Raw genomic sequence first — 17,121 nt, 5'->3', positions numbered from 1 at the left:
ATGAACCGCACCGTTAAAGAGGCCGCCCAGGTACTGGGCATCACCGAACCCGCGCTGCGCAAACACCTGCGGGCCAGCAAGGCACTCAACCGCGACGGCACCTTGGCAGCAAGGCATCACAACGGCGGCAAGCTGTTCATGGAGCCGCGCGTCACACAGTTTCAACCCGCCAACCGCGCGCCCATCACCAAGCACTACGCCGTGCTGATGGTCACCGAGGCGGGTATCGACTGGCTGGCCGCGCAGATGGGCATCGAGATCAAGAAAATCCCGCAGAAGGAAAGCGCCGCATGAGCAACCCCATCACCGACGCCATTGGCGTGGTCAAGCTGGCCGGCATGCACTTCCAGAACCCAACCGCCGTACCCGCTGCCGTTGTGCGTGATGCGTCCAATGAGGTACTGCAACGCCTGGAGGCCATCCAGCCCGAGGCGCTGCACCTGGTAGCGCTTTACACCGGGCTGCTGGCAATCACCCCGGCCGGCTGGCTGCCGCACGTCACCCTCACCACCGACCCGTTGCGCCCCTTCGGCGCGGTAATCACCGACGAAGCCGGCAACATCGCCGCCCGCGACAAAGGCAAGACTGTCGACAGTCTCGTCGCGCTGTTGCGGCTCCGGCTACCGGCGGGGCGCGGGGTGGCGCAGGCATGACAACGCTGGAACTGCTGCAGCAACGCTGGAAGGCCAACAGCCTGCCACTGGCCCAGGTGCGCGAGCACTACTTCCCGCACATCAAAACGGACAAGCGCCTACGCGCCCTGCTCCGTTCCGGGGAGGTGCAGCTGCCCACCTTCAAGCACACCGATTCCCGCCTGGCGCCGCTGTACGTGCGCCTTACGGATCTAGCCGCCTACCTCGACTCTCGGGCCGAGGCAGCGGCTTAACCCTGCACCCGGCCGCGCCGGGCAACTCTCACATCAACGAAGAGACACAGCACATGAGCAAACGCCCCTTCATGGACACCCTGCGCGAGATCGAGATGGGTGGCCTGCTGGACGAACTGACCGACGCCCAGCACGACCTGATCGACCTGATCCGCCTCACCAACAAGGCCGGCGCACTGACCATCACCCTCAACTACAAGCCCGAGGGTGCCGGCCAGATCACCGTCAAGGCCGAGGTGAAGGCCAAAGAGCCGAAGCTGCCGCGTGGTAGCTCCCTGTTCTTCCTCACCCCCGAGGGCAACCTCAGCCGCCGCGACCCGCGCCAGCAACAGATGGACTTGCGCCCGGTGGGCAACGAAGAAACCCCCGGCGAACTGCGCAAGGTCGCCGACTAACCCTCTCTCACAACCGCTCACAGGAGCACCCCGATGAAAGAAGCAATCGACCAGCTGGTCACCCTCGCACAGGGCCTCGGCAAACCCTTCAACATTGAGCAGATCAAGGCCCCGCTGGCTTTGGTACCGGAAGGCCTCGACCTGCAAGTGCTCGAGCAGTACCTGCCTGCCCCCACTCGCACCAAGCAAAACCTGACGGTGTTGGATGCAGCGACCTTTATCGAATACGTGAAGCGCTTCACCACCTCCGCCACCGTAGTGTTCTGCAACGGCCCCAACGGCCGCACCTTCCGCGCGGTGTTCGACTATCACCAACCAGACCAGCCAGCCTGGGGCTCGCACTCTGCCTCCTACGCCTGCCCGCTCACCGTCGAGTGGGGCAACTGGAAGGCCGCAGACCGCAAGCGCCTGACCCAATCCGACTTCGCCGAGTTTATTGAGGACAACGTGAAGGACGTGGTCGCCAACGAGCAGACCCCGGGCGCACCAACCGCCGCCGACATGCTGGAGATCAGCCGCACCCTGCAGGCGCAGAAGAACATCACCTTCCGCCAAGGCACACGCCTCGACAACGGCCAGGTGCAGCTGACCTACAACGAGGAGATCGACGGCCGCGCCGGTGAGACTGGACAGCTGCGCATCCCAGAGCAGTTCTACATCGGCGTGAAACCTTTCATCGGTGGCGAAGCCTTCCTGGTTACCGCCCGCTTCCGCTACCGCATCGTCGAAGGCCGCCTGCAGGTTTGGTACGAACTGGTGCGCCCAGACAAGGTGCTAGAGGAAGCCTACGAGGCGGTACGCAAGACCATCAGCGCAGGCATCGGCGAAGTACCTATGTACGAAGCCACCCTTTAACCCGTCGCAACACCCCGCCGCCGGACTCTCACAATCACCCCGGCGGCGGGCTCTACGAGGACACAGCACATGCCACACAACATCCAGCTTCAAATCATCGCCGCACTCGCTGTAATCACCCTGATCGGCCTAGCCGTCTGGGCCTACCGCGCCGCGCAAAAAGCCCACATACAGGGCTATGACCTCGGCTACGACGACGCCAAGCGCGGCCACGAGCTGCGCATTGATGACCTTCAACACGAGGTCGCGCACCTGCAGCTCAAAGCGGCCAACCAACACGCCGCCCACCAGCTGGACCGCGACGCGATCATCCAAGACGCACTCGCCCGCATAGCCATATTCGCCCGCCGCGCAGCAGCGTGCACCGAGGCAGACCTCAACACGCTAACCGCCGCCGCCAACCAGCTGGGCTTTGCGAACACCACCTACAAAAGCATGCACGCCGAGGACCCGGCACGCTTCGCCCACCAGATGCAGCTGCAGCTGATCAACCTGGCAGAGCGCATGCGGGTAGCGCTTCAACACCCCAGCGATGCCCAGCAGCTTGAGACCAAAAACGGCACGGCTGGCCCACGCGTTGCTCACGTAGAGGACGCAGCATGAAGACCCTTTGCATTTACCACGGCAACTGCGCAGATGGCTTCGGCGCGGCATGGGCTGTGCGCCACGCCCTTGGCGAAGCCAATGTCGAATTCCACGCCGGCCATTACGGCAAGCCAGCACCGGACGTAGAAGGCCGCAGCGTCATCATCGTGGACTTCTCCTATCCACTCGAAACCTTGCAGCAGATGGCCGAGACCGCCACCTCCATCCTTGTCATTGACCACCACAAAACAGCAGCAGAGGCGCTAGCCCAACTGCCAAAGGCTCCGAGCAGCTACCTGCTTTGGATGGAGTCCCTCGACCCACTATCAGCGCACTTTGATATGCACCGCAGCGGCGCCGGCATGACCTGGGACTTCTTCTTCCCGGCCACGCCACGCCCGGCGCTGATAAACCACATCGAAGACCGCGACCTCTGGCAGTTCAAGCTGGAAGGCACCCGAGAAGTAATGGCTGCCGTATTCAGTTACCCGCAGGACTTTGCAACCTGGGATCGCCTGATGTTCGACGACATCGACCGCCTGTGGCTGGACGGCCTCGCGATTGATCGCAAACAACAGAAGGACATTGCCGATTTGGTAGCCAGCAACAGCCGCTGCCTGGTGATTGGCGGCGTAACCGTACCGGCAATCAACCTGCCGCACACCATGGCCAGCGAAGCCGGCCACTTGTTGAGCAACGGCCAACCATTCGCAGCCATCTACTGGGATACCGCTGAAGGCCGCCAATTCTCACTGCGCAGCTCCGACGAGGGGCTTGATGTAGGCGAGATCGCCAAGCAGTTCGGTGGCGGTGGCCACCGCAACGCCGCCGGCTTCAAGGTGCCGTTCGATCACGAACTGGTGACGGGCTACGTTCAAGCCACGCTAGAAACCACCACCGACAGCCCCGACCTGCGCGCTGCGCTGGCTGATGTCACCGAGTGCCTGCAGCTCTACCTCACCGGCGGCCAAGTACCAGCAGCACGCCGCGAACAAGCACTGGTCAACGCCCGCGCGGCGCTGGGCATCACTCCAGCGCAGGACACAGAAGAGGGTGGCCGCCCATGACCTGGATACTCACCAACAGCGCCCGAGCCTTCGACCTGCTCAACCCACACGCCGAGAACGTCATCACCACCGATCTGGCCCACGCCCTGAGCATGGTCTGCCGCTTCAACGGCCACTGCGCGCACCACTATTCGGTCGCCCAGCACAGCCTGCTGGTCGCCTACATCATCGAGCAGGAAGGCGGCACGCCCGAGGAACAACTGGCCGGGCTGTTGCACGACGGCACCGAGGCCTACATCAGCGACCTAACGCGCCCGCTCAAACTGCTGCTAATTGAGGCGGCACGCCAGCGCGAAATCGCCTGGCTGAACCTCGTCGGCGAGTTCAGCGCCAAGAGCAACGTGGTCAGCATCCGCGCGGCCGCCATGCACATCCTCACCACTGCCGAGCGCGAAGGGGTCAGCCTGCTGCTGGACACCTACCACCAGTTAGAGCAGCGCATTTGGCTCGCCATCGCCGAACGCTTCCACCTCGCGCCCGAGCTGCCGGAGTGCGTCAAGCACGCCGACATGATCGCCCTGGCTACAGAGAAGCGCGACTTACTGCCAACGCACCACGCTGAGTGGGAATGCCTGCAGGGCTACGCCGCGCTACCGCTGCGCATCGCCAAGTACGCCCCGGAGGTAGTCCGCCAGCAGTTCCACGACCGGCTGCTGTGCCTACTTGCGACTACCAACCGCCGCCGCGCCGCCTAACTCATTTCAAATTCGAGGACATCACAATGAACACAATCGCAAAAAACAGCCTTCCTGCCATCGGCAGCCCGCTCGCCGGCGGCTTCTACATGGGCCTCTACTTGCTCGACGGCCTGCTGCAGGCGCTGATCCGCGCACCCGCAGCCAACGGCTTCAACGCCCCACTGCCATGGGGTGCACGTGGCACCAAGATTGAAGGCGCCGGCAGCTTCAATGATGGGCTGGCCAACACCCGCGCCATGGCAGAAGCCGGCTGCGCGCATGCCAACTGGGCGTTGGGCCTCTCGATTGACGGCCATCAGGATTGGTTCATCCCTGCCCGTGACGAAGCCGAGATCGTTTACCGCGTCTGCAAGCCTACCGCCCAGGAAAACTGGTGCAGCTTCCGCGATGGCGATAACCCCAGCAGCGTACCGGCCGGCTACCCGTACACAGCGGATACCCCTGCACAAAGCAACATCGAGGCTTTCTGCCAGGGCGGCGATGAAGCGCTAGAGGATTGCGGTTACTGGACCAGCACGCAGGACGGCCCGAACGGCGCGTGGGTCCAGCACTTCGACGATGGCACCCAGCACTACGGCGTCAAGGGCTACGCCCGGCCCGCTTTCGCCGTCCGCAGAATCACCGTCACCCCTTAACCACTTTCAGGCTTCTCTGCCGCGCGCGCAGCGCGCGGTCGGCTCCAAATTTTGAGGACATGACCATGCAAAAGATCACCCTGGAAGTTGGCAACACAACCATCACCACCCATAACGCCATGCTGGCGCACCAAGTGCTCGAGCAGGAAACCGGCCTGGCGATGGCTATCGCCACGCTGATCCCAGGCGAAGTCGCCACCTGGGCGCAGTGCCCACCCGCCATCGGCCAGCATTGGCAAGGCCAGGGCGGCACCTATGTCGGTGTTATGCGCGGCGTAAATGGCCAGCCGGACTATCACCTGATTGCCCCTAAGCACGCGCAGATCGCTGAAATCACCTATGGCCCACGCGGCAAGAACATCGATGGCGCGAGCTGCGCCCGTGACGGCCTGGCCAACACCAGCGCCCTGCTCGCATCCGGTACCGAGCACCCCGCAGCGCAATGGGCGGCAGACCAAGAGGTCGATGGCCACCGCGACCTGTACCTACCGGCCCGCGCCGAGGCCTATCTCTGCTGGGCCAACATCCCCGAGCAGTTCGCCGACAAAGGCTGGTGGCTCACCAGCACGCAGTACGGCCCGATCATCGCGTGGTTCCAGGGCTTCGACGATGGCTACCAGGACGACGGCGACGGGGACGGCGCCCGGCCCGCTTTCGCCGTCCGCAGAATCCTTATCCCTTCACCCCTTTAAGCCTTTAACCACCGCGCGCGTAGCGCGCGGTTAGCGAGTTTTCCAGCATGGCCATAGCCCAACACCTGCCGATCTACAAACAAGCTGGCGCCCTCGCCAAGCTCGTGGCGGACCTTGTTAAGAACTGGCGGCGCGACTTCAAACGCACCCTCGGGGACAAGGTACTAAACGAGTGCTTAGACGTATCGATCCTGATCTTTCGCGCCAACACCGCGAGCGGTCAGCAGCGAGTCGACTTCATTCAGCAAACCCTGGAACGCATCCAGATTGTTGAGCTGATGCTGCGCCTCGCCGCCGACCTGATGCTGGTTACCCCCGAGCAACACGGTACCGCGATCAAGATCACCGACGACATAGGCCGGCAGGCCACTGGGTGGAAACGGAATGCCGCCACATCGCCAGCTGTATGAGCGCCACGGCCCTCATACCAGAGCGATATTGATTCTGGTCGTGCCGCTGGCTCACAAGGCCACCGCTATGCGCACCAAGGGAACCACCAGGCAAAGCCCTGGCAGGCCTCGCGCAGTTTCGCCGCTGATCGGCCTCGGCCTTCGGCAGCGCGACGTAGATAGCACGACCTGGCGCAGAACGGCCCGAACAACGCGTGGATCCAGAACTTCGACGATGGCAACCAGAACAACGACGACAAGGACAACGCCCGGCCCGCTTTCGCCGTCCGCAGCATCGAACGGTATTACAGGCGGCCATGCTGGTTTTTCTATTGAGCAACTCATGCGGGCCTACTACGACTGCCGCCGCAGCAAGCGCGGCAGCCGCTCAGCCCTTGCATTCGAGTTCCAGCTGGAGCGCAACATCATGCAACTCCTAAACGAACTGAACAGCGGCACCTATCAGCCCGGCACCTCGATCTGCTTCGTGGTCACACACCCGAAGCCGCGCGAAGTGTGGGCCGCTGATTTCCGCGACCGCATCGTGCACCACCTGCTGTACAACCACATCGGCGCACGCATCGAGCGCAGCTTTATCGCGGACTCCTGTGCCTGCATTGAAGGACGCGGCACCCTGTACGCCGCCCAGCGCCTTGAACACAAGGTGCGCAGCATCACCCAGAACTGGAGCCAGCCAGCCCACTACCTCAAGTGCGACTTGGCCAACTTCTTCGTCAGCATCGACAAGCACGTGCTGGCCCAGCTGCTGACCGCCCGTATCCCCGAGGCCAACTGGCGCGCCCTGGCACTGCTGATCCTCTGGCACGATCCGCGCGACAACTACCAGCTGCGCAGCTCACCGCGCCTGCTCAACCGAGTACCGCAGCACAAGCGCCTGACCAGCCAGCCAGCTCACCTCGGCCTGCCGATTGGCAACCTCAGCAGCCAGTTCTTCGCCAACGTCTACCTGGATGCGCTGGACCAGTTCGCCAAGCACACCCTGCAGGCCAAGCACTACATCCGCTATGTGGATGACTTCGTGCTGCTGCATCACAGCCCGCAACAGCTCAACACCTGGCACAAGCAGATCGAAGGCTTCCTGGCCGAGCGCCTGCACGCGCGCCTCAACCCCAGCAAAACAATACTGCAGCCAGTTAGCCGCGGCGTGGACTTCGTAGGCCAGGTCATCAAACCCTGGCACCGCACCACCCGCCGCAAAACCGTTGCCCACGCCATCAAGCGCATCAGCTCGGTACCGCTCCCAGCCCTGCGCGAAACCGCCAACAGCTACTTCGGCCTGCTCACTCAAGCCACCCACAGCCACACCGACCGCCGCAAAGTGGCCAAGGCCATCCTGCTACGCGGTAAGGCAGTGAATGCAGGACTGACCAAGACGTACAAGGGGGCGGCATGACCTGCACCATCTTTCACAGCACCGAGCTGCCGCCCGGGCGCGGCGCACAGGTCAAAGGCTCCCTGCCGCGCAAGCGCGTGCGCTGGGCAGTCGAGTACCTGATCAAAACCCCAGACGGCCGCACGCTGATGCAGTCCACAAAGACCATCCAGTCTGCAACCTACGATGAGCTGTACCCAATCATGGACGCCACCATCGACGCTCTCGGCAACGAAGCCGGCGGCCTCGCCACCTTCGTCAGCTGGCGAGCAACCGCCCACGGCGGGAAGAAGAAACGCAAAGGAGGCCGCAAGTGACTACAGATACCAACCCGGCCGAACTACTGGCAGCCATCAAAGACCTGGTCGTGCAACTCAGCACGCCACGGGTAGCCCCCGAGGATCAACTATGGACCGCCGAGGATATCGCCACCTACCTCAAGCTGGCAGTCGACACCACAGAGCGCCGCGTAGTGACCCGCTCAGACTTCCCAGGCCCGCTGCAGCCATGCCTAACCGGTACCCGCGCAGCCAAGCGTTGGTTTGCGGCAGAGGTAATCACATGGGCACGCCAGAATCGCTCCAAGCTTCCCGCCCCACGGCCTGGCCGCAAGGCAGCCTGATCAATCCAACCGACCGGCGACTTCGGTCGCCGTGGCGTTGTAGTACACCATCAACGAACGCGGGTCACGGTGCCCAGTCATCCGGGCAAGATCGAGCACGTCCAGCTTCCTGGCAAGGCGCGTGGTCGCCTCATGCCGCGTGTCATGGAAGTGCAGATCGACAATCTCTAGCTCATTGCGCACCTTGCGGAACATCGCATCAGCCGAAGCGGACTTGAGCCGGAACAGTTCCTGCCGCCCAGATGCCGCATCAATCAACAACTGCAGCAATTCAACGGCACGCTTGCTCAGCGGCACGTTACGGCTGTCGCCATTCTTGGTGGCCTCAAGCCGCACGTAGCGCTTGGCCAGGTGAGTGGTGGCCTTCGTGAGACCCAATATCTCGCCCTGCCGCATCGCCGTTTCAATGGCCAGCAGGAAGGCAACGGCCAGTTCCTGCTGCAGCGTTTCAGGCTTTGCCCCTTCAACGTAGCCCAGCCGAGAGAGCAGCTTATGTTCCTCATCGGGCTGGATACGCCGATCACGCGGCCGCGCATTGCTTGGGCGCTTAACTTCCCGCACGGGGTTGGTAGCGCACCATCGCCACTCCCGCTTGGCAATCTCAAACACCGAGGAAAGCAACGTCATCTCACGGCGAACCGTAGGTGAGGCCACCTTCTTTAGCCGGGCATCACGCCACTCGGCTATCTGGTCTGCTGTCACGTCGCCAATACGCGCCCCGGCAAACTCCAGATCATTATCCAGCTTGTCCAGCCGCACCTCTTCCCAGCGCTTACCGGCTTTGGTGGGCGACACTTCTTCCTTGTATCGTTTGAGCGCATCTGAAAGACTCGAACTTACACCAGCAGAGTGCCCAGGCACGCCGGCTAGGATTTCCGCCTCTCGCTGAGTGGCCCACGCCTGAGCCTGAGCTTTCGTCGGGAAAGTCTGCGACTCCCGCACCCCACGCTTAACCACCTCAGCCCGCCAGCCGCCGCTCCGCTTCCTGAATGACGCCACATCCGCCCCCTTGGCGTAAATTTGGCGTAAAGGCTATCACGGAACTGCACGAAACCGCCCCCAACTGACAACAGCGGAAAGCCTGAAAGCCCCGCCAATGCTGGGCCTGTCAGAATTTGCCGTTAACTGCCGCCAACTGCCAAAGGCTTTAGAGTCCCCCCCGGGGCACCATAGATTTGAAGAAAGGCCTTGATCATCAAGGCCTTTTTTATGCATGGCATATTTTGGCGCAATGACTTTGAAGCACATAGATTCGTGACTACGAATTGCAGGCACAAAAAAGGCCCAGCGCAGAGGAACAATCCCCACAGCGCCGGGCCTTTTTGTTATTCAGCACGCATCTTTAGACAATATGAATGTGCCACAAGAAATGAAAAAACAGGCTATCGGCAAACTGCTTACTTCCCCAGCCTGCACCTACCGCTGACAAGCAACACACCTGCCTTTGCGTCCGATATCAAGAAATTTTCTGACCCCACCCCGCACTGACACTTCCTAAATTCGCCTCGAAAACAGCACAACTTATCCACAAGTTGTTCTTATTTTTAACCCTTCTTGCCCCGCAAACGTAAAGCTACAATGCCGGCCAGGAGTGGTATTTGAATGGAGTCAAGGCGGTGGGCAGGCAATAAAAAGCCGGCGTGAGGTGCAAACTCACGCCGGCTCATTACCCTGCATCGCTGTGCTACTACTGGGTAGCTCATCGAATGCACTGGTGCAACAGTTTTGCTAGCGCTAAAACTTTAGCACGCACCCAGGCATCCACCAAACTCCAGTGATCCATCGGAGGGCCGGCTATGTCGCCGACTATCTTGGTACTTGTGATCGAAGCGCTAAGGGTCATTCAACTTTTGTTGATGCTTTTGATCAGCCAGTGAGTGCTTCCAGTGGCACCCAAAAGGTGCCACTGACTTACCTACCCCGCCTTCACCCTCCACAACTGATCCCACCTAGTGGTATAGCTCGGGCTCAGCATGTCACGCTTCATCCCCCAGGCCGGCGCCAACGGCACACCAACCGCCGACGTCACGCAACCTGTAAATCCCGCAGCGCTTCTGGGTGCAGTACCGCAATGCGCAACAGCGTCTTGGCTGCACCGGACGGTGAACGCCGTCCTTGCTCCCAGTCCTGCAGGGTGCGCAGACTCACACCCAACAACTCCGCGAACGCACGTTGCGAAAAACCTACTTTAGCCCGCGCTTCTGCCACAGGCGAAAGCTCCACTTGCGTGGTGCGAGCTGCCTTACCGGCTTTCATGTCGCGGACTGATCGCAGCAAATCCGCCTGGAACTGCTCCAGTTCTTTATCCATGATCGATTGCCTCTTTCAGTTGGTTCAGGAAGGCCACGGGCAAGTTGTCGAACTTCGCCTTGGTGTAGGCGATCAGCAGCCAAATATGGCCGTCGGACAGCGCGTTGTAATAGATCACCCGAGCACCACCGCGCTTGCCCATACCCGCACGCGACCATCGAACCTTACGCAGGCCACCCGCACCAGGAATCACGTCGCCAACCAGTGGATTAGCGGCCAACCAGGTGATGAAATCTTCACGCTCACCGTCAGCCCAGATGAGATCAGCGTAGCGTTGGAAAACTTCCGTTTCGAAGACTGTATACATGAAGGCGATAGTACGGCAATGCCGTATATTGAGCAACCAAATGGCAAACGCCTTTTTGCCATCCGCTGGTGGCAACCCTACGCCCCCCACAAACACTCCCCAGAACGTCGAAAGCGGGCCTCAAGCCCAGCAACCGCATGCCCTGCAGGGGCTTGGCATTTGCCGGGGAGTTGTCGTAAAGTCTGCCCCACTGTGTTTGCATGGGTCGCCGAAAATCGTGACCTGGTGCAGTAGATCATCCAGATCCGCTACATCCCGCTCGACGTCGCACACCGCCTAGCAACCAGTATTCAGCCCCTCATGTCGAGTAGCGGCTGTCATCAACTCTAGGTTCAAGGAAATACACCATGTCGAATCGTCAGAACGGTACCGTCAAGTGGTTTAACGACGAGAAAGGTTTTGGTTTTATCACTCCAGAAAGCGGTCCGGATCTGTTCGTGCACTTCCGCGCGATCCAAGGCAACGGCTTCAAGAGCCTGAAAGAAGGCCAGAAAGTCAGCTTTATCGCGGTGCAAGGCCAGAAAGGCATGCAGGCTGACGAAGTACAGATTCAGGAGTAATCCTGCCGCATTGAAGAACCCCTGATGGCAACATCAGGGGTTTTTTTATGCCCGTTAAGGCAAGATTGCACCCGCACACACCCACTGCACAAAGAGCCGACCATGCCGAAACACCTGCTGCGCCCGCAGGGTGAATTCCCCAGCGCCGGACTGATCCGCCGCCTCGCCGCGATGTTTTATGACTTTCTGCTGTGCATCGCACTGCTGATCGTCGTGACCTTTATCTACAAGCTGATCTTGATGGGCTTCTACGGCGAGGCGCAGCTCAAGCAGATGTCTGACGCTGGCGCGCTGGATGGCGACCCTTTGCTCTCGACTGTGCTGTTTCTCAGCCTGTTCGGTTTTTTCGCCAAGTTCTGGACCCACAACGGCCAGACCCTGGGCATGCAGGTCTGGGGCTTGCGTATCCAGAACCCCGACGGCACAGCGATCAGCCTATGGCAGGCGCTGCTGCGTTTTCTGGTCGCCATCGGCTCCTGGCTGCTGCTGGGCCTGGGTTTTCTCTGGGTGCTTTGGGATAAAGAAAAGCGCAGCTGGCATGACATTTACTCGGACAGCCAGGTGATTCAGCTGCCGAAGAATATTCATAAGAAGTAACCCCACAGACACAAGAAAGCCGGCGTGCACTCCATGTGCACGCCGGCTTTTTTACGCCTGAATCAACCTGCGCGGCGTAGCAACCAAACGCCGGCCAGGGCGCAGATACCGGCTGGAATCAACACCGCCAGCAGCGGCGAGAAGCCGAATACAAGGCTCGATGGGCCGAGCAGGTCCTGGCTGATTTTGAACACAAAGCCCACCAGTACCCCGGTAAATACCCGCTGCCCAAGGGTCACGGAGCGCAGCGGACCGAAGATAAAGGAGATCGCCATCAGCACCAGCGCCGCCGTTACCAACGGCTGCAGCACCTTGGTCCAGAACGACAGCCAGTACTGGCTGTTATTCAGGCCCTGTTCGGCCAGGTAGTGGATGTAGTTCCACAACCCGGTCATCGACAGCGCATCCGGCGACAGCACCACGGTACCGAGCAGCTGTGGCGTCAACTCGACATCCCAGCGCTCACTGCCCTGCTCAATAACTTCACTGCTGCGCTCACGGAAATGTGTGGTCGCGACATCTTCCAGCTGCCAGTGATCGCCCTGGTACTGGGCGCGCCGGGCGAAGCTGGATGACTGCATGCGCTTGTGTTCATCAAAGCGATAGCGGGTCACCCCGAGCAGCACGCCATTGGGCTGCACGGCGTTGATATGCACATACTCCTGCCCCTGGCGATGCCACAGACCGCGCTTGGCGCTCTGCGCTTCACCGCCGCCCTGAGCCATGGCCCGGCTGGCCTGTGCCTGATTTTCGCTATAGGGCGCGAGGTACTCGCCGATCAGCACACCGACCAGCATCAGCACCAACATGGGCTTCATCACCGCCCAGACGATGCGCCCGATGGACACCCCGGCCGCGCGCATGATGGTCAGCTCGCTGTTACTGGCCAGCGAGCCCAGGCCGATCAGGCAACCGATCAGCGCGGCCATCGGCAGCATTTCATAGATGCGTCGCGGCGCCGTCAGCAGCACATAGCCGAGGGCATCGAGCAGGCTGTAGTTGTCCTCGACATCACCCAACTCGTCGATAAAGGCAAACAGCAGCGCCAGACCAACAATGATGCCCAGCACGGCGAGGATGGCGACAAATACCTGTGCGCCGATATAGCGATCCAACTTAACCACGGGCCACCTCCAGCGCCACACGACGGGCCGCCCAGCGCAAGCGCAGCGGTTCCCAATACAGCAACAGCAGCCCGATCAATGCGAACAGCCCATGCACCCACCACAAGCCCAGGGCTGCGGGGATTTTCTCTTTATCCAGCGCGCCGCGTGCGCCAATCAACAGCGCCAGGTAAGCCATGTACAGCAGAATGGCCGGCAACAGCTTGAGGAAGCGCCCCTGACGTGGGTTGACCCGCGACAGCGGCACCGCCAGCAGGGTAACCACGAAGACCAGTACCGGAATCGACAAGCGCCACTGCAATTCGGACTGCATGCGCGGCTTGTCATTACCAATCAGCTCACGCGTCGGCATCGCCTCGCGGTCGGTGACATCCGCCTCAACCTCCGGCTTGGGCAGCAGCACGCCATAGGTGTCGTATTTGATGGCGCGGTAATCTGCCTGGCCCGGATTGCCGTCGTAGCGATAACCGTTTTCCAAAATCAGGTAGCGGCTACCATCGGCCTGAATCTCCTGGCGACCGGATTCAGCCACCAGCACTGAGATGCCGCGCTCCTTGTCGCCTTTGCTGGACAGCTGCTTCTCGGAGATAAACACCCCGGCCAACGAGCCGCGATCTTCGGACAACTCCTCGGTGTAGGTCACTCGCGAGCCATTTTTCATCGATTGAAAACGCCCAGGCACCAGGGTATCCAGCTCGGTCATGGCGCTCTGCTGGTTAAGAATCCGCGCTACGTGCTCGACGCCTTGCGGGGCCAGACCCAGGCTTAGCCAGCCGGCCAGCAATGCCACCAGGGCCGCTGGCGCCAGGCTGTAGGCAAACAAGCGCTGCTGGCTCATGCCGGTGGCCGAGAGCACGGTCATCTCGCTGTCCAGGTACATCCGCCCATAGGCCAGGAGGAAACCGAGAAACAGCCCCAGCGGCAGAATCAGCTGCAAAAAGCCGGGAATCCGATAGGCCATGATCAGCAGCAGCACCCCAGGATCGAGCAGACCCTGCGCCGCCTGGGCCAGATAACGGATAAAACGGCCACTCATAATGATGACCAACAGCACCGCGCTCACGGCACTCAGGGTCAACAACACTTCACGGGACAGATAACGGAAGACGATCAAACCAGACACTCCAGGGTTGTCAGGCTCAGGCGGCTACGATCAAACTAGCCGCACTGCTTGCCGGCTCGCCCAACTGGCGAACCATCGAAAAATAGCCGGCATTATCCTGCAATAGTGACGCCTTGTCTTGGGGACACCACGTAATGGAATTTATTGTTAAAAGCGCCCGCCCAGAAACACTAAAAACCGCCACCCTGGTTATCCCTGTTGCTGAGGGCAAAAAACTCGGCGAAACCGCCAAGGCCATCGACACCGCCAGCGCTGGCGCGATCAGCGCCCTGCTCAAGCGCGGCGACCTGGCCGGCAAGGTCGGCCAGACCTTGCTGGTACACAACCTGCCGAACCTGAAAGCCGAACGCGTGCTGCTGGTCGGCACTGGTAAAGACAGCGAACTGTCTGACCGCCAACTGCGCAAATTGATCACAGCCGTTTACAGCAGCCTGAAAAACCTCGGCGGCAGCGACGCCGTACTTGCGCTCGACGAGCTGCAGGTCAAAGGCCGCGACGCCTACGGTAAAACCCGCCTGATGGTGGAAAGCCTGGCCGACGCCGGCTACTGCTTCGACCGCTTCAAGAGCCAGAAGGCCGAAGCCGGCGCGCTGAAAAAGCTCACCCTGCTGACTGAGAAAGCCTGCCTGGCCGACGCCGAGCGCGCCAGTACGCACGCCCAGGCGATTGCCGCCGGCATGGCCTTTACCAAGGACCTCGGCAACCTGCCGCCGAATCTCTGCCACCCGAGCTATCTCGCTGAAGAAGCGAAGAACCTGGGCAAGGCCTACAAAAATCTGAAAGTCGAAATCCTTGATGAGAAAAAACTCAAGGAACTCGGCGCTGGCGCCTTCCTTGCCGTGGCCCAGGGCAGCGATCAGCCGCCACGCATGATCGTCATGCACTACCAGGGCGGCAAAAAATCCGAGAAGCCCTTCGCCCTGGTAGGCAAAGGCATCACCTTCGACACCGGCGGCATCAGCATCAAGCCGGCTGCCGGCATGGATGAGATGAAGTACGACATGTGCGGCGCCGCCAGCGTGTTCGGCACCCTCAAGGCCGTGCTTGAGCTGCAACTGCCGATCAACCTGGTGTGCCTGCTGGCCTGCGCCGAGAACATGCCGAGCGGCGGCGCGACTCGCCCCGGCGACATCGTCACCACCATGAGCGGGCAGACCGTGGAAATCCTCAACACCGACGCCGAGGGCCGTCTGGTGCTGTGCGACACCCTGACCTACGCCGAGCGCTTCAAGCCGCAGGCAGTCATCGACATTGCCACCCTCACCGGCGCCTGCATCGTCGCCCTGGGCAGCAATGTCTCCGGCCTGATGGGCAATAACGACGAACTGGTGCAGCAGATTCTCGGCGCCGGCCTGAGCGCCGACGACCGCGCCTGGCAGCTGCCGCTGTATGACGAGTATCAGGAGCAGCTGGACAGCCCGTTTGCCGACATCGCCAATATCGGCGGGCCGAAAGCCGGCACCATCACCGCGGGCTGCTTCCTCTCGCGCTTTGCCAAGAACTACCACTGGGCGCACCTGGATATCGCCGGCACGGCCTGGATCAGCGGCGGCAAGGACAAAGGCGCAACCGGTCGTCCAGTGCCGATGTTGACGCAGTATCTGCTGGATCGCAGCAACGCCAGCTAACACAGCATGCAGCAGGGTCTCGACCCTTGCTATCCCGTAGGAGCGGGCCATGCCCGCGAAGTCGCAATCGCGGGCATGGCCCGCTCCTACGTAATCTGGAGGTCATTAGTGCGCATCGAGTTTTACGTCCTCTCCACCGCCATGCCGGGTGACCGCCTGCGTGCGGCCTGCCAGCTGGCGATGAAAGCCTGGCGCGCCGGCATGCCGGTGTTTCTGCGCGGCAGCGATGCGCAGCAATGCAGCGAGGTAGACGAACTGCTGTGGCGCTTTAAAGCGGAAAGCTTTGTGCCGCACAGCCTGCACGAGGAAGACGCGCAAGCCCCGGTGGTGATTGGCTTGGACGAAGAACCCAGCAGCGCCAAAGGTGTACTTATCAACCTGGGCAGCACCCTGTCCCCGCAGGTTGAGCGCTTTAGCCGGGTGATTGAAATCGTCAACCAGGAACCCGACCTGCTGACCGCCTGCCGGGAGAATTTCCGCAGTTACCGGCAGCGCGGGTATGATCCAAAACGAGTCGAACTCTAGTTGCACACCATGGACACCCCAAAACTGCCGCAAAAACCCGCCCAACTGCTGAACGACCTGGAGTCGATCCGCCAACTGCTGGGCGATGAAAACCTCGAACCACCGCTGCTGATCGACACGCTCGACCCGGACAGCATCCCCCTGCTCTCGGAAATCGTCACCCCGCCGCCCGTGGCCGCCGCGCCAGCACCTGCGCCCAAGCCAGCGATTGCGCAAACCCTGCGTGAAACCGTCAGCCAGAGCGTTAGCCGCGACAGCGAACTAAACCGCCTGGACAGCGAACTGCGCGCCGCCGCCCAGTTGATCCTGCAGGATGTGATCGACGATTTCGTGCCGCAGATCGAGGCCGAGCTGAAACGTCGCCTGGATGCGCGCCTAAGCCGCCTGCTGCCGCCGCGCCGATAGCCGCCCGTAGCCCGGATAAGCTCCAGCGCAATCCGGGAGGCGCTGCCCCGGATTACATCCGGGCTACAAGTGCCACCATATAGCCTTACGCCCACCAGTCAGCCGCACCAAGCACGCCCTTACGTCGCACAGGCCATCCCCGCTATACTTGCCGGCTTTTCCGTCTAGCCGTCATAAGGGTCCCGCCGCGCATGGACAAGACCTACCAGCCGCACGCCATTGAAACCGCCCTGTACCAGAACTGGGAGGCGAACAACTATTTCGCCCCGCAAGGTTCCGGCGAGCCCTACACCATCATGATCCCGCCGCCGAACGTCACCGGCAG

Annotated in this window: 25 protein-coding genes and 1 pseudogene; 20 read left to right on the top strand and 6 right to left on the bottom strand. The window is 61.3% G+C overall.

The features are described 5' to 3' along the window. From Q8O69_RS06520 to Q8O69_RS06455, 14 genes are all read left to right on the top strand, one after another. Nucleotides 1–294, top strand: coding sequence for a hypothetical protein (locus tag Q8O69_RS06520; RefSeq protein WP_305590578.1), 294 nt, complete (start codon nt 1–3; stop codon nt 292–294). Then, the gene (locus Q8O69_RS06515) at nt 291–653 is read left to right on the top strand and encodes a hypothetical protein (RefSeq protein ID WP_305590576.1); all 363 of its coding nucleotides are present in this window, start codon (nt 291–293) and stop codon (nt 651–653) included. The genes Q8O69_RS06520 and Q8O69_RS06515 overlap by 4 nt, the downstream gene beginning before the upstream one ends. After that, a complete protein-coding gene (locus Q8O69_RS06510) occupies nt 650–886 on the top strand; it encodes a pyocin activator PrtN family protein (protein WP_305590574.1) in 237 nt (78 codons plus the stop codon). Before Q8O69_RS06515 ends, Q8O69_RS06510 begins: the two co-directional genes overlap by 4 nt. 53 nt (nt 887–939) lie before the next feature. Then, nucleotides 940–1,281, top strand: a complete 342-nt coding sequence (locus tag Q8O69_RS06505; protein ID WP_305590572.1) for a hypothetical protein — start codon at nt 940–942, stop codon at nt 1,279–1,281. 33 nt (nt 1,282–1,314) lie between these two features. After that, on the top strand, nt 1,315–2,136 hold the full coding sequence (locus tag Q8O69_RS06500; RefSeq protein ID WP_305590570.1) for a YfdQ family protein: 822 nt from the start codon (nt 1,315–1,317) through the stop codon (nt 2,134–2,136). A gap of 69 nt (nt 2,137–2,205) precedes the next feature. Beyond that, on the top strand, nt 2,206–2,739 hold the full coding sequence (locus Q8O69_RS06495; protein WP_305590568.1) for a hypothetical protein: 534 nt from the start codon (nt 2,206–2,208) through the stop codon (nt 2,737–2,739). Next, nucleotides 2,736–3,788 carry a DHH family phosphoesterase gene (locus tag Q8O69_RS06490; protein WP_305590566.1) on the top strand — a complete coding sequence of 351 codons (1,053 nt, stop codon included), beginning with the start codon at nt 2,736–2,738 and terminating at the stop codon, nt 3,786–3,788. The genes Q8O69_RS06495 and Q8O69_RS06490 overlap by 4 nt, the downstream gene beginning before the upstream one ends. Next, nucleotides 3,785–4,483 (top strand): phosphohydrolase, encoded by a 699-nt coding sequence (locus tag Q8O69_RS06485; protein WP_305590564.1) that lies wholly within the window; start codon nt 3,785–3,787, stop codon nt 4,481–4,483. The genes Q8O69_RS06490 and Q8O69_RS06485 overlap by 4 nt, the downstream gene beginning before the upstream one ends. A 26-nt stretch (nt 4,484–4,509) precedes the next feature. Then, nucleotides 4,510–5,121 carry a DUF1566 domain-containing protein gene (locus tag Q8O69_RS06480; RefSeq protein ID WP_305590562.1) on the top strand — a complete coding sequence of 204 codons (612 nt, stop codon included), beginning with the start codon at nt 4,510–4,512 and terminating at the stop codon, nt 5,119–5,121. Nucleotides 5,122–5,186: 65 nt separating this feature from the next. After that, nucleotides 5,187–5,813, top strand: a complete 627-nt coding sequence (locus Q8O69_RS06475; RefSeq protein ID WP_305590560.1) for a DUF1566 domain-containing protein — start codon at nt 5,187–5,189, stop codon at nt 5,811–5,813. 47 nt (nt 5,814–5,860) lie between these two features. Continuing rightward, entirely contained in the window at nt 5,861–6,223 is a 363-nt protein-coding gene (locus tag Q8O69_RS06470) for a four helix bundle protein (protein ID WP_305590558.1), read from the top strand. A 322-nt stretch (nt 6,224–6,545) separates the two neighbouring features. Then, nucleotides 6,546–7,616 (top strand): RNA-directed DNA polymerase, encoded by a 1,071-nt coding sequence (locus Q8O69_RS06465; RefSeq protein WP_305590556.1) that lies wholly within the window; start codon nt 6,546–6,548, stop codon nt 7,614–7,616. Beyond that, the gene (locus Q8O69_RS06460; RefSeq protein WP_305590555.1) at nt 7,613–7,912 is read left to right on the top strand and encodes a hypothetical protein; all 300 of its coding nucleotides are present in this window, start codon (nt 7,613–7,615) and stop codon (nt 7,910–7,912) included. Before Q8O69_RS06465 ends, Q8O69_RS06460 begins: the two co-directional genes overlap by 4 nt. Next, nucleotides 7,909–8,217, top strand: coding sequence for a hypothetical protein (locus Q8O69_RS06455; RefSeq protein ID WP_305590553.1), 309 nt, complete (start codon nt 7,909–7,911; stop codon nt 8,215–8,217). The genes Q8O69_RS06460 and Q8O69_RS06455 overlap by 4 nt, the downstream gene beginning before the upstream one ends. Here the strand turns inward: Q8O69_RS06455 and Q8O69_RS06450 are convergent, their stop codons facing one another. From Q8O69_RS06450 to Q8O69_RS06435, 4 genes and pseudogenes are all read right to left on the bottom strand, one after another. Then, nucleotides 8,218–9,012: a site-specific integrase gene (locus Q8O69_RS06450; protein WP_305590551.1), complete on the bottom strand. Its 795-nt coding sequence runs from the start codon at nt 9,010–9,012 to the stop codon at nt 8,218–8,220. It abuts the gene before it with no gap. 1,120 nt (nt 9,013–10,132) lie between these two features. Next, nucleotides 10,133–10,237, bottom strand: a pseudogene (locus Q8O69_RS06445) (DUF4113 domain-containing protein); the annotation flags it as partial. Nucleotides 10,238–10,242: 5 nt separating this feature from the next. Then, nucleotides 10,243–10,527 carry a DNA-binding transcriptional regulator gene (locus Q8O69_RS06440; RefSeq protein WP_304864695.1) on the bottom strand — a complete coding sequence of 95 codons (285 nt, stop codon included), beginning with the start codon at nt 10,525–10,527 and terminating at the stop codon, nt 10,243–10,245. After that, nucleotides 10,520–10,834 carry a transcriptional regulator gene (locus Q8O69_RS06435; protein WP_305590549.1) on the bottom strand — a complete coding sequence of 105 codons (315 nt, stop codon included), beginning with the start codon at nt 10,832–10,834 and terminating at the stop codon, nt 10,520–10,522. Before Q8O69_RS06435 ends, Q8O69_RS06440 begins: the two co-directional genes overlap by 8 nt. 347 nt (nt 10,835–11,181) lie before the next feature. Here Q8O69_RS06435 and Q8O69_RS06430 point away from each other — a divergent pair, with 347 nt between their 5' ends. After that, complete coding sequence (locus tag Q8O69_RS06430; RefSeq protein ID WP_090248782.1) at nt 11,182–11,394, top strand: cold-shock protein; 213 nt, start codon at nt 11,182–11,184, stop codon at nt 11,392–11,394. Nucleotides 11,395–11,496: 102 nt separating this feature from the next. Beyond that, nucleotides 11,497–11,991, top strand: coding sequence for an RDD family protein (locus tag Q8O69_RS06425; protein ID WP_275960998.1), 495 nt, complete (start codon nt 11,497–11,499; stop codon nt 11,989–11,991). A gap of 62 nt (nt 11,992–12,053) precedes the next feature. Here Q8O69_RS06425 and lptG read toward each other — a convergent pair whose 3' ends face one another. Next, nucleotides 12,054–13,115 (bottom strand): LPS export ABC transporter permease LptG, encoded by a 1,062-nt coding sequence (lptG, locus tag Q8O69_RS06420; protein ID WP_305590546.1) that lies wholly within the window; start codon nt 13,113–13,115, stop codon nt 12,054–12,056. Next, a complete protein-coding gene (gene lptF, locus Q8O69_RS06415; protein WP_305590544.1) occupies nt 13,108–14,229 on the bottom strand; it encodes an LPS export ABC transporter permease LptF in 1,122 nt (373 codons plus the stop codon). Before lptF ends, lptG begins: the two co-directional genes overlap by 8 nt. Before the next feature lie 143 nt (nt 14,230–14,372). Here lptF and Q8O69_RS06410 point away from each other — a divergent pair, with 143 nt between their 5' ends. The 4 genes from Q8O69_RS06410 to Q8O69_RS22125 form a co-directional block, all read left to right on the top strand. Further along, nucleotides 14,373–15,866: a leucyl aminopeptidase gene (locus tag Q8O69_RS06410; protein ID WP_305590542.1), complete on the top strand. Its 1,494-nt coding sequence runs from the start codon at nt 14,373–14,375 to the stop codon at nt 15,864–15,866. A gap of 75 nt (nt 15,867–15,941) precedes the next feature. After that, nucleotides 15,942–16,391: a DNA polymerase III subunit chi gene (locus Q8O69_RS06405; RefSeq protein ID WP_305590540.1), complete on the top strand. Its 450-nt coding sequence runs from the start codon at nt 15,942–15,944 to the stop codon at nt 16,389–16,391. A gap of 9 nt (nt 16,392–16,400) precedes the next feature. Continuing rightward, entirely contained in the window at nt 16,401–16,796 is a 396-nt protein-coding gene (locus Q8O69_RS06400; protein WP_305590538.1) for a DNA polymerase III subunit chi, read from the top strand. A 191-nt stretch (nt 16,797–16,987) separates the two neighbouring features. Beyond that, nucleotides 16,988–17,121: hypothetical protein (locus Q8O69_RS22125; protein ID WP_371136069.1), on the top strand; the 134-nt coding region annotated here is incomplete at its 3' end.

The sequence above is a fragment of the Pseudomonas sp. genome, from assembly GCF_030690725.1.
Lineage (GTDB): Bacteria > Pseudomonadota > Gammaproteobacteria > Pseudomonadales > Pseudomonadaceae > Aquipseudomonas.
This window is presented reverse-complemented; position numbering and strand designations above follow the sequence as displayed.

What these genes read in the sequence shown, in the direction of transcription:
- Q8O69_RS06520 (WP_305590578.1), top strand. Translation starts at nt 1, where the DNA reads ATGAACCGCACCGTTAAAGAGGCCGCCCAGGTACTGGGCATCACCGAA.
- Q8O69_RS06515 (WP_305590576.1), top strand. Translation starts at nt 291, where the DNA reads ATGAGCAACCCCATCACCGACGCCATTGGCGTGGTCAAGCTGGCCGGC.
- Q8O69_RS06510 (WP_305590574.1), top strand. Translation starts at nt 650, where the DNA reads ATGACAACGCTGGAACTGCTGCAGCAACGCTGGAAGGCCAACAGCCTG.
- Q8O69_RS06505 (WP_305590572.1), top strand. Translation starts at nt 940, where the DNA reads ATGAGCAAACGCCCCTTCATGGACACCCTGCGCGAGATCGAGATGGGT.
- Q8O69_RS06500 (WP_305590570.1), top strand. Translation starts at nt 1,315, where the DNA reads ATGAAAGAAGCAATCGACCAGCTGGTCACCCTCGCACAGGGCCTCGGC.
- Q8O69_RS06495 (WP_305590568.1), top strand. Translation starts at nt 2,206, where the DNA reads ATGCCACACAACATCCAGCTTCAAATCATCGCCGCACTCGCTGTAATC.
- Q8O69_RS06490 (WP_305590566.1), top strand. Translation starts at nt 2,736, where the DNA reads ATGAAGACCCTTTGCATTTACCACGGCAACTGCGCAGATGGCTTCGGC.
- Q8O69_RS06485 (WP_305590564.1), top strand. Translation starts at nt 3,785, where the DNA reads ATGACCTGGATACTCACCAACAGCGCCCGAGCCTTCGACCTGCTCAAC.
- Q8O69_RS06480 (WP_305590562.1), top strand. Translation starts at nt 4,510, where the DNA reads ATGAACACAATCGCAAAAAACAGCCTTCCTGCCATCGGCAGCCCGCTC.
- Q8O69_RS06475 (WP_305590560.1), top strand. Translation starts at nt 5,187, where the DNA reads ATGCAAAAGATCACCCTGGAAGTTGGCAACACAACCATCACCACCCAT.
- Q8O69_RS06470 (WP_305590558.1), top strand. Translation starts at nt 5,861, where the DNA reads ATGGCCATAGCCCAACACCTGCCGATCTACAAACAAGCTGGCGCCCTC.
- Q8O69_RS06465 (WP_305590556.1), top strand. Translation starts at nt 6,546, where the DNA reads ATGCGGGCCTACTACGACTGCCGCCGCAGCAAGCGCGGCAGCCGCTCA.
- Q8O69_RS06460 (WP_305590555.1), top strand. Translation starts at nt 7,613, where the DNA reads ATGACCTGCACCATCTTTCACAGCACCGAGCTGCCGCCCGGGCGCGGC.
- Q8O69_RS06440 (WP_304864695.1), bottom strand. Translation starts at nt 10,527, where the DNA reads ATGGATAAAGAACTGGAGCAGTTCCAGGCGGATTTGCTGCGATCAGTC.
- Q8O69_RS06435 (WP_305590549.1), bottom strand. Translation starts at nt 10,834, where the DNA reads ATGTATACAGTCTTCGAAACGGAAGTTTTCCAACGCTACGCTGATCTC.
- Q8O69_RS06430 (WP_090248782.1), top strand. Translation starts at nt 11,182, where the DNA reads ATGTCGAATCGTCAGAACGGTACCGTCAAGTGGTTTAACGACGAGAAA.
- Q8O69_RS06425 (WP_275960998.1), top strand. Translation starts at nt 11,497, where the DNA reads ATGCCGAAACACCTGCTGCGCCCGCAGGGTGAATTCCCCAGCGCCGGA.
- Q8O69_RS06410 (WP_305590542.1), top strand. Translation starts at nt 14,373, where the DNA reads ATGGAATTTATTGTTAAAAGCGCCCGCCCAGAAACACTAAAAACCGCC.
- Q8O69_RS06405 (WP_305590540.1), top strand. Translation starts at nt 15,942, where the DNA reads ATGGCCCGCTCCTACGTAATCTGGAGGTCATTAGTGCGCATCGAGTTT.
- Q8O69_RS06400 (WP_305590538.1), top strand. Translation starts at nt 16,401, where the DNA reads ATGGACACCCCAAAACTGCCGCAAAAACCCGCCCAACTGCTGAACGAC.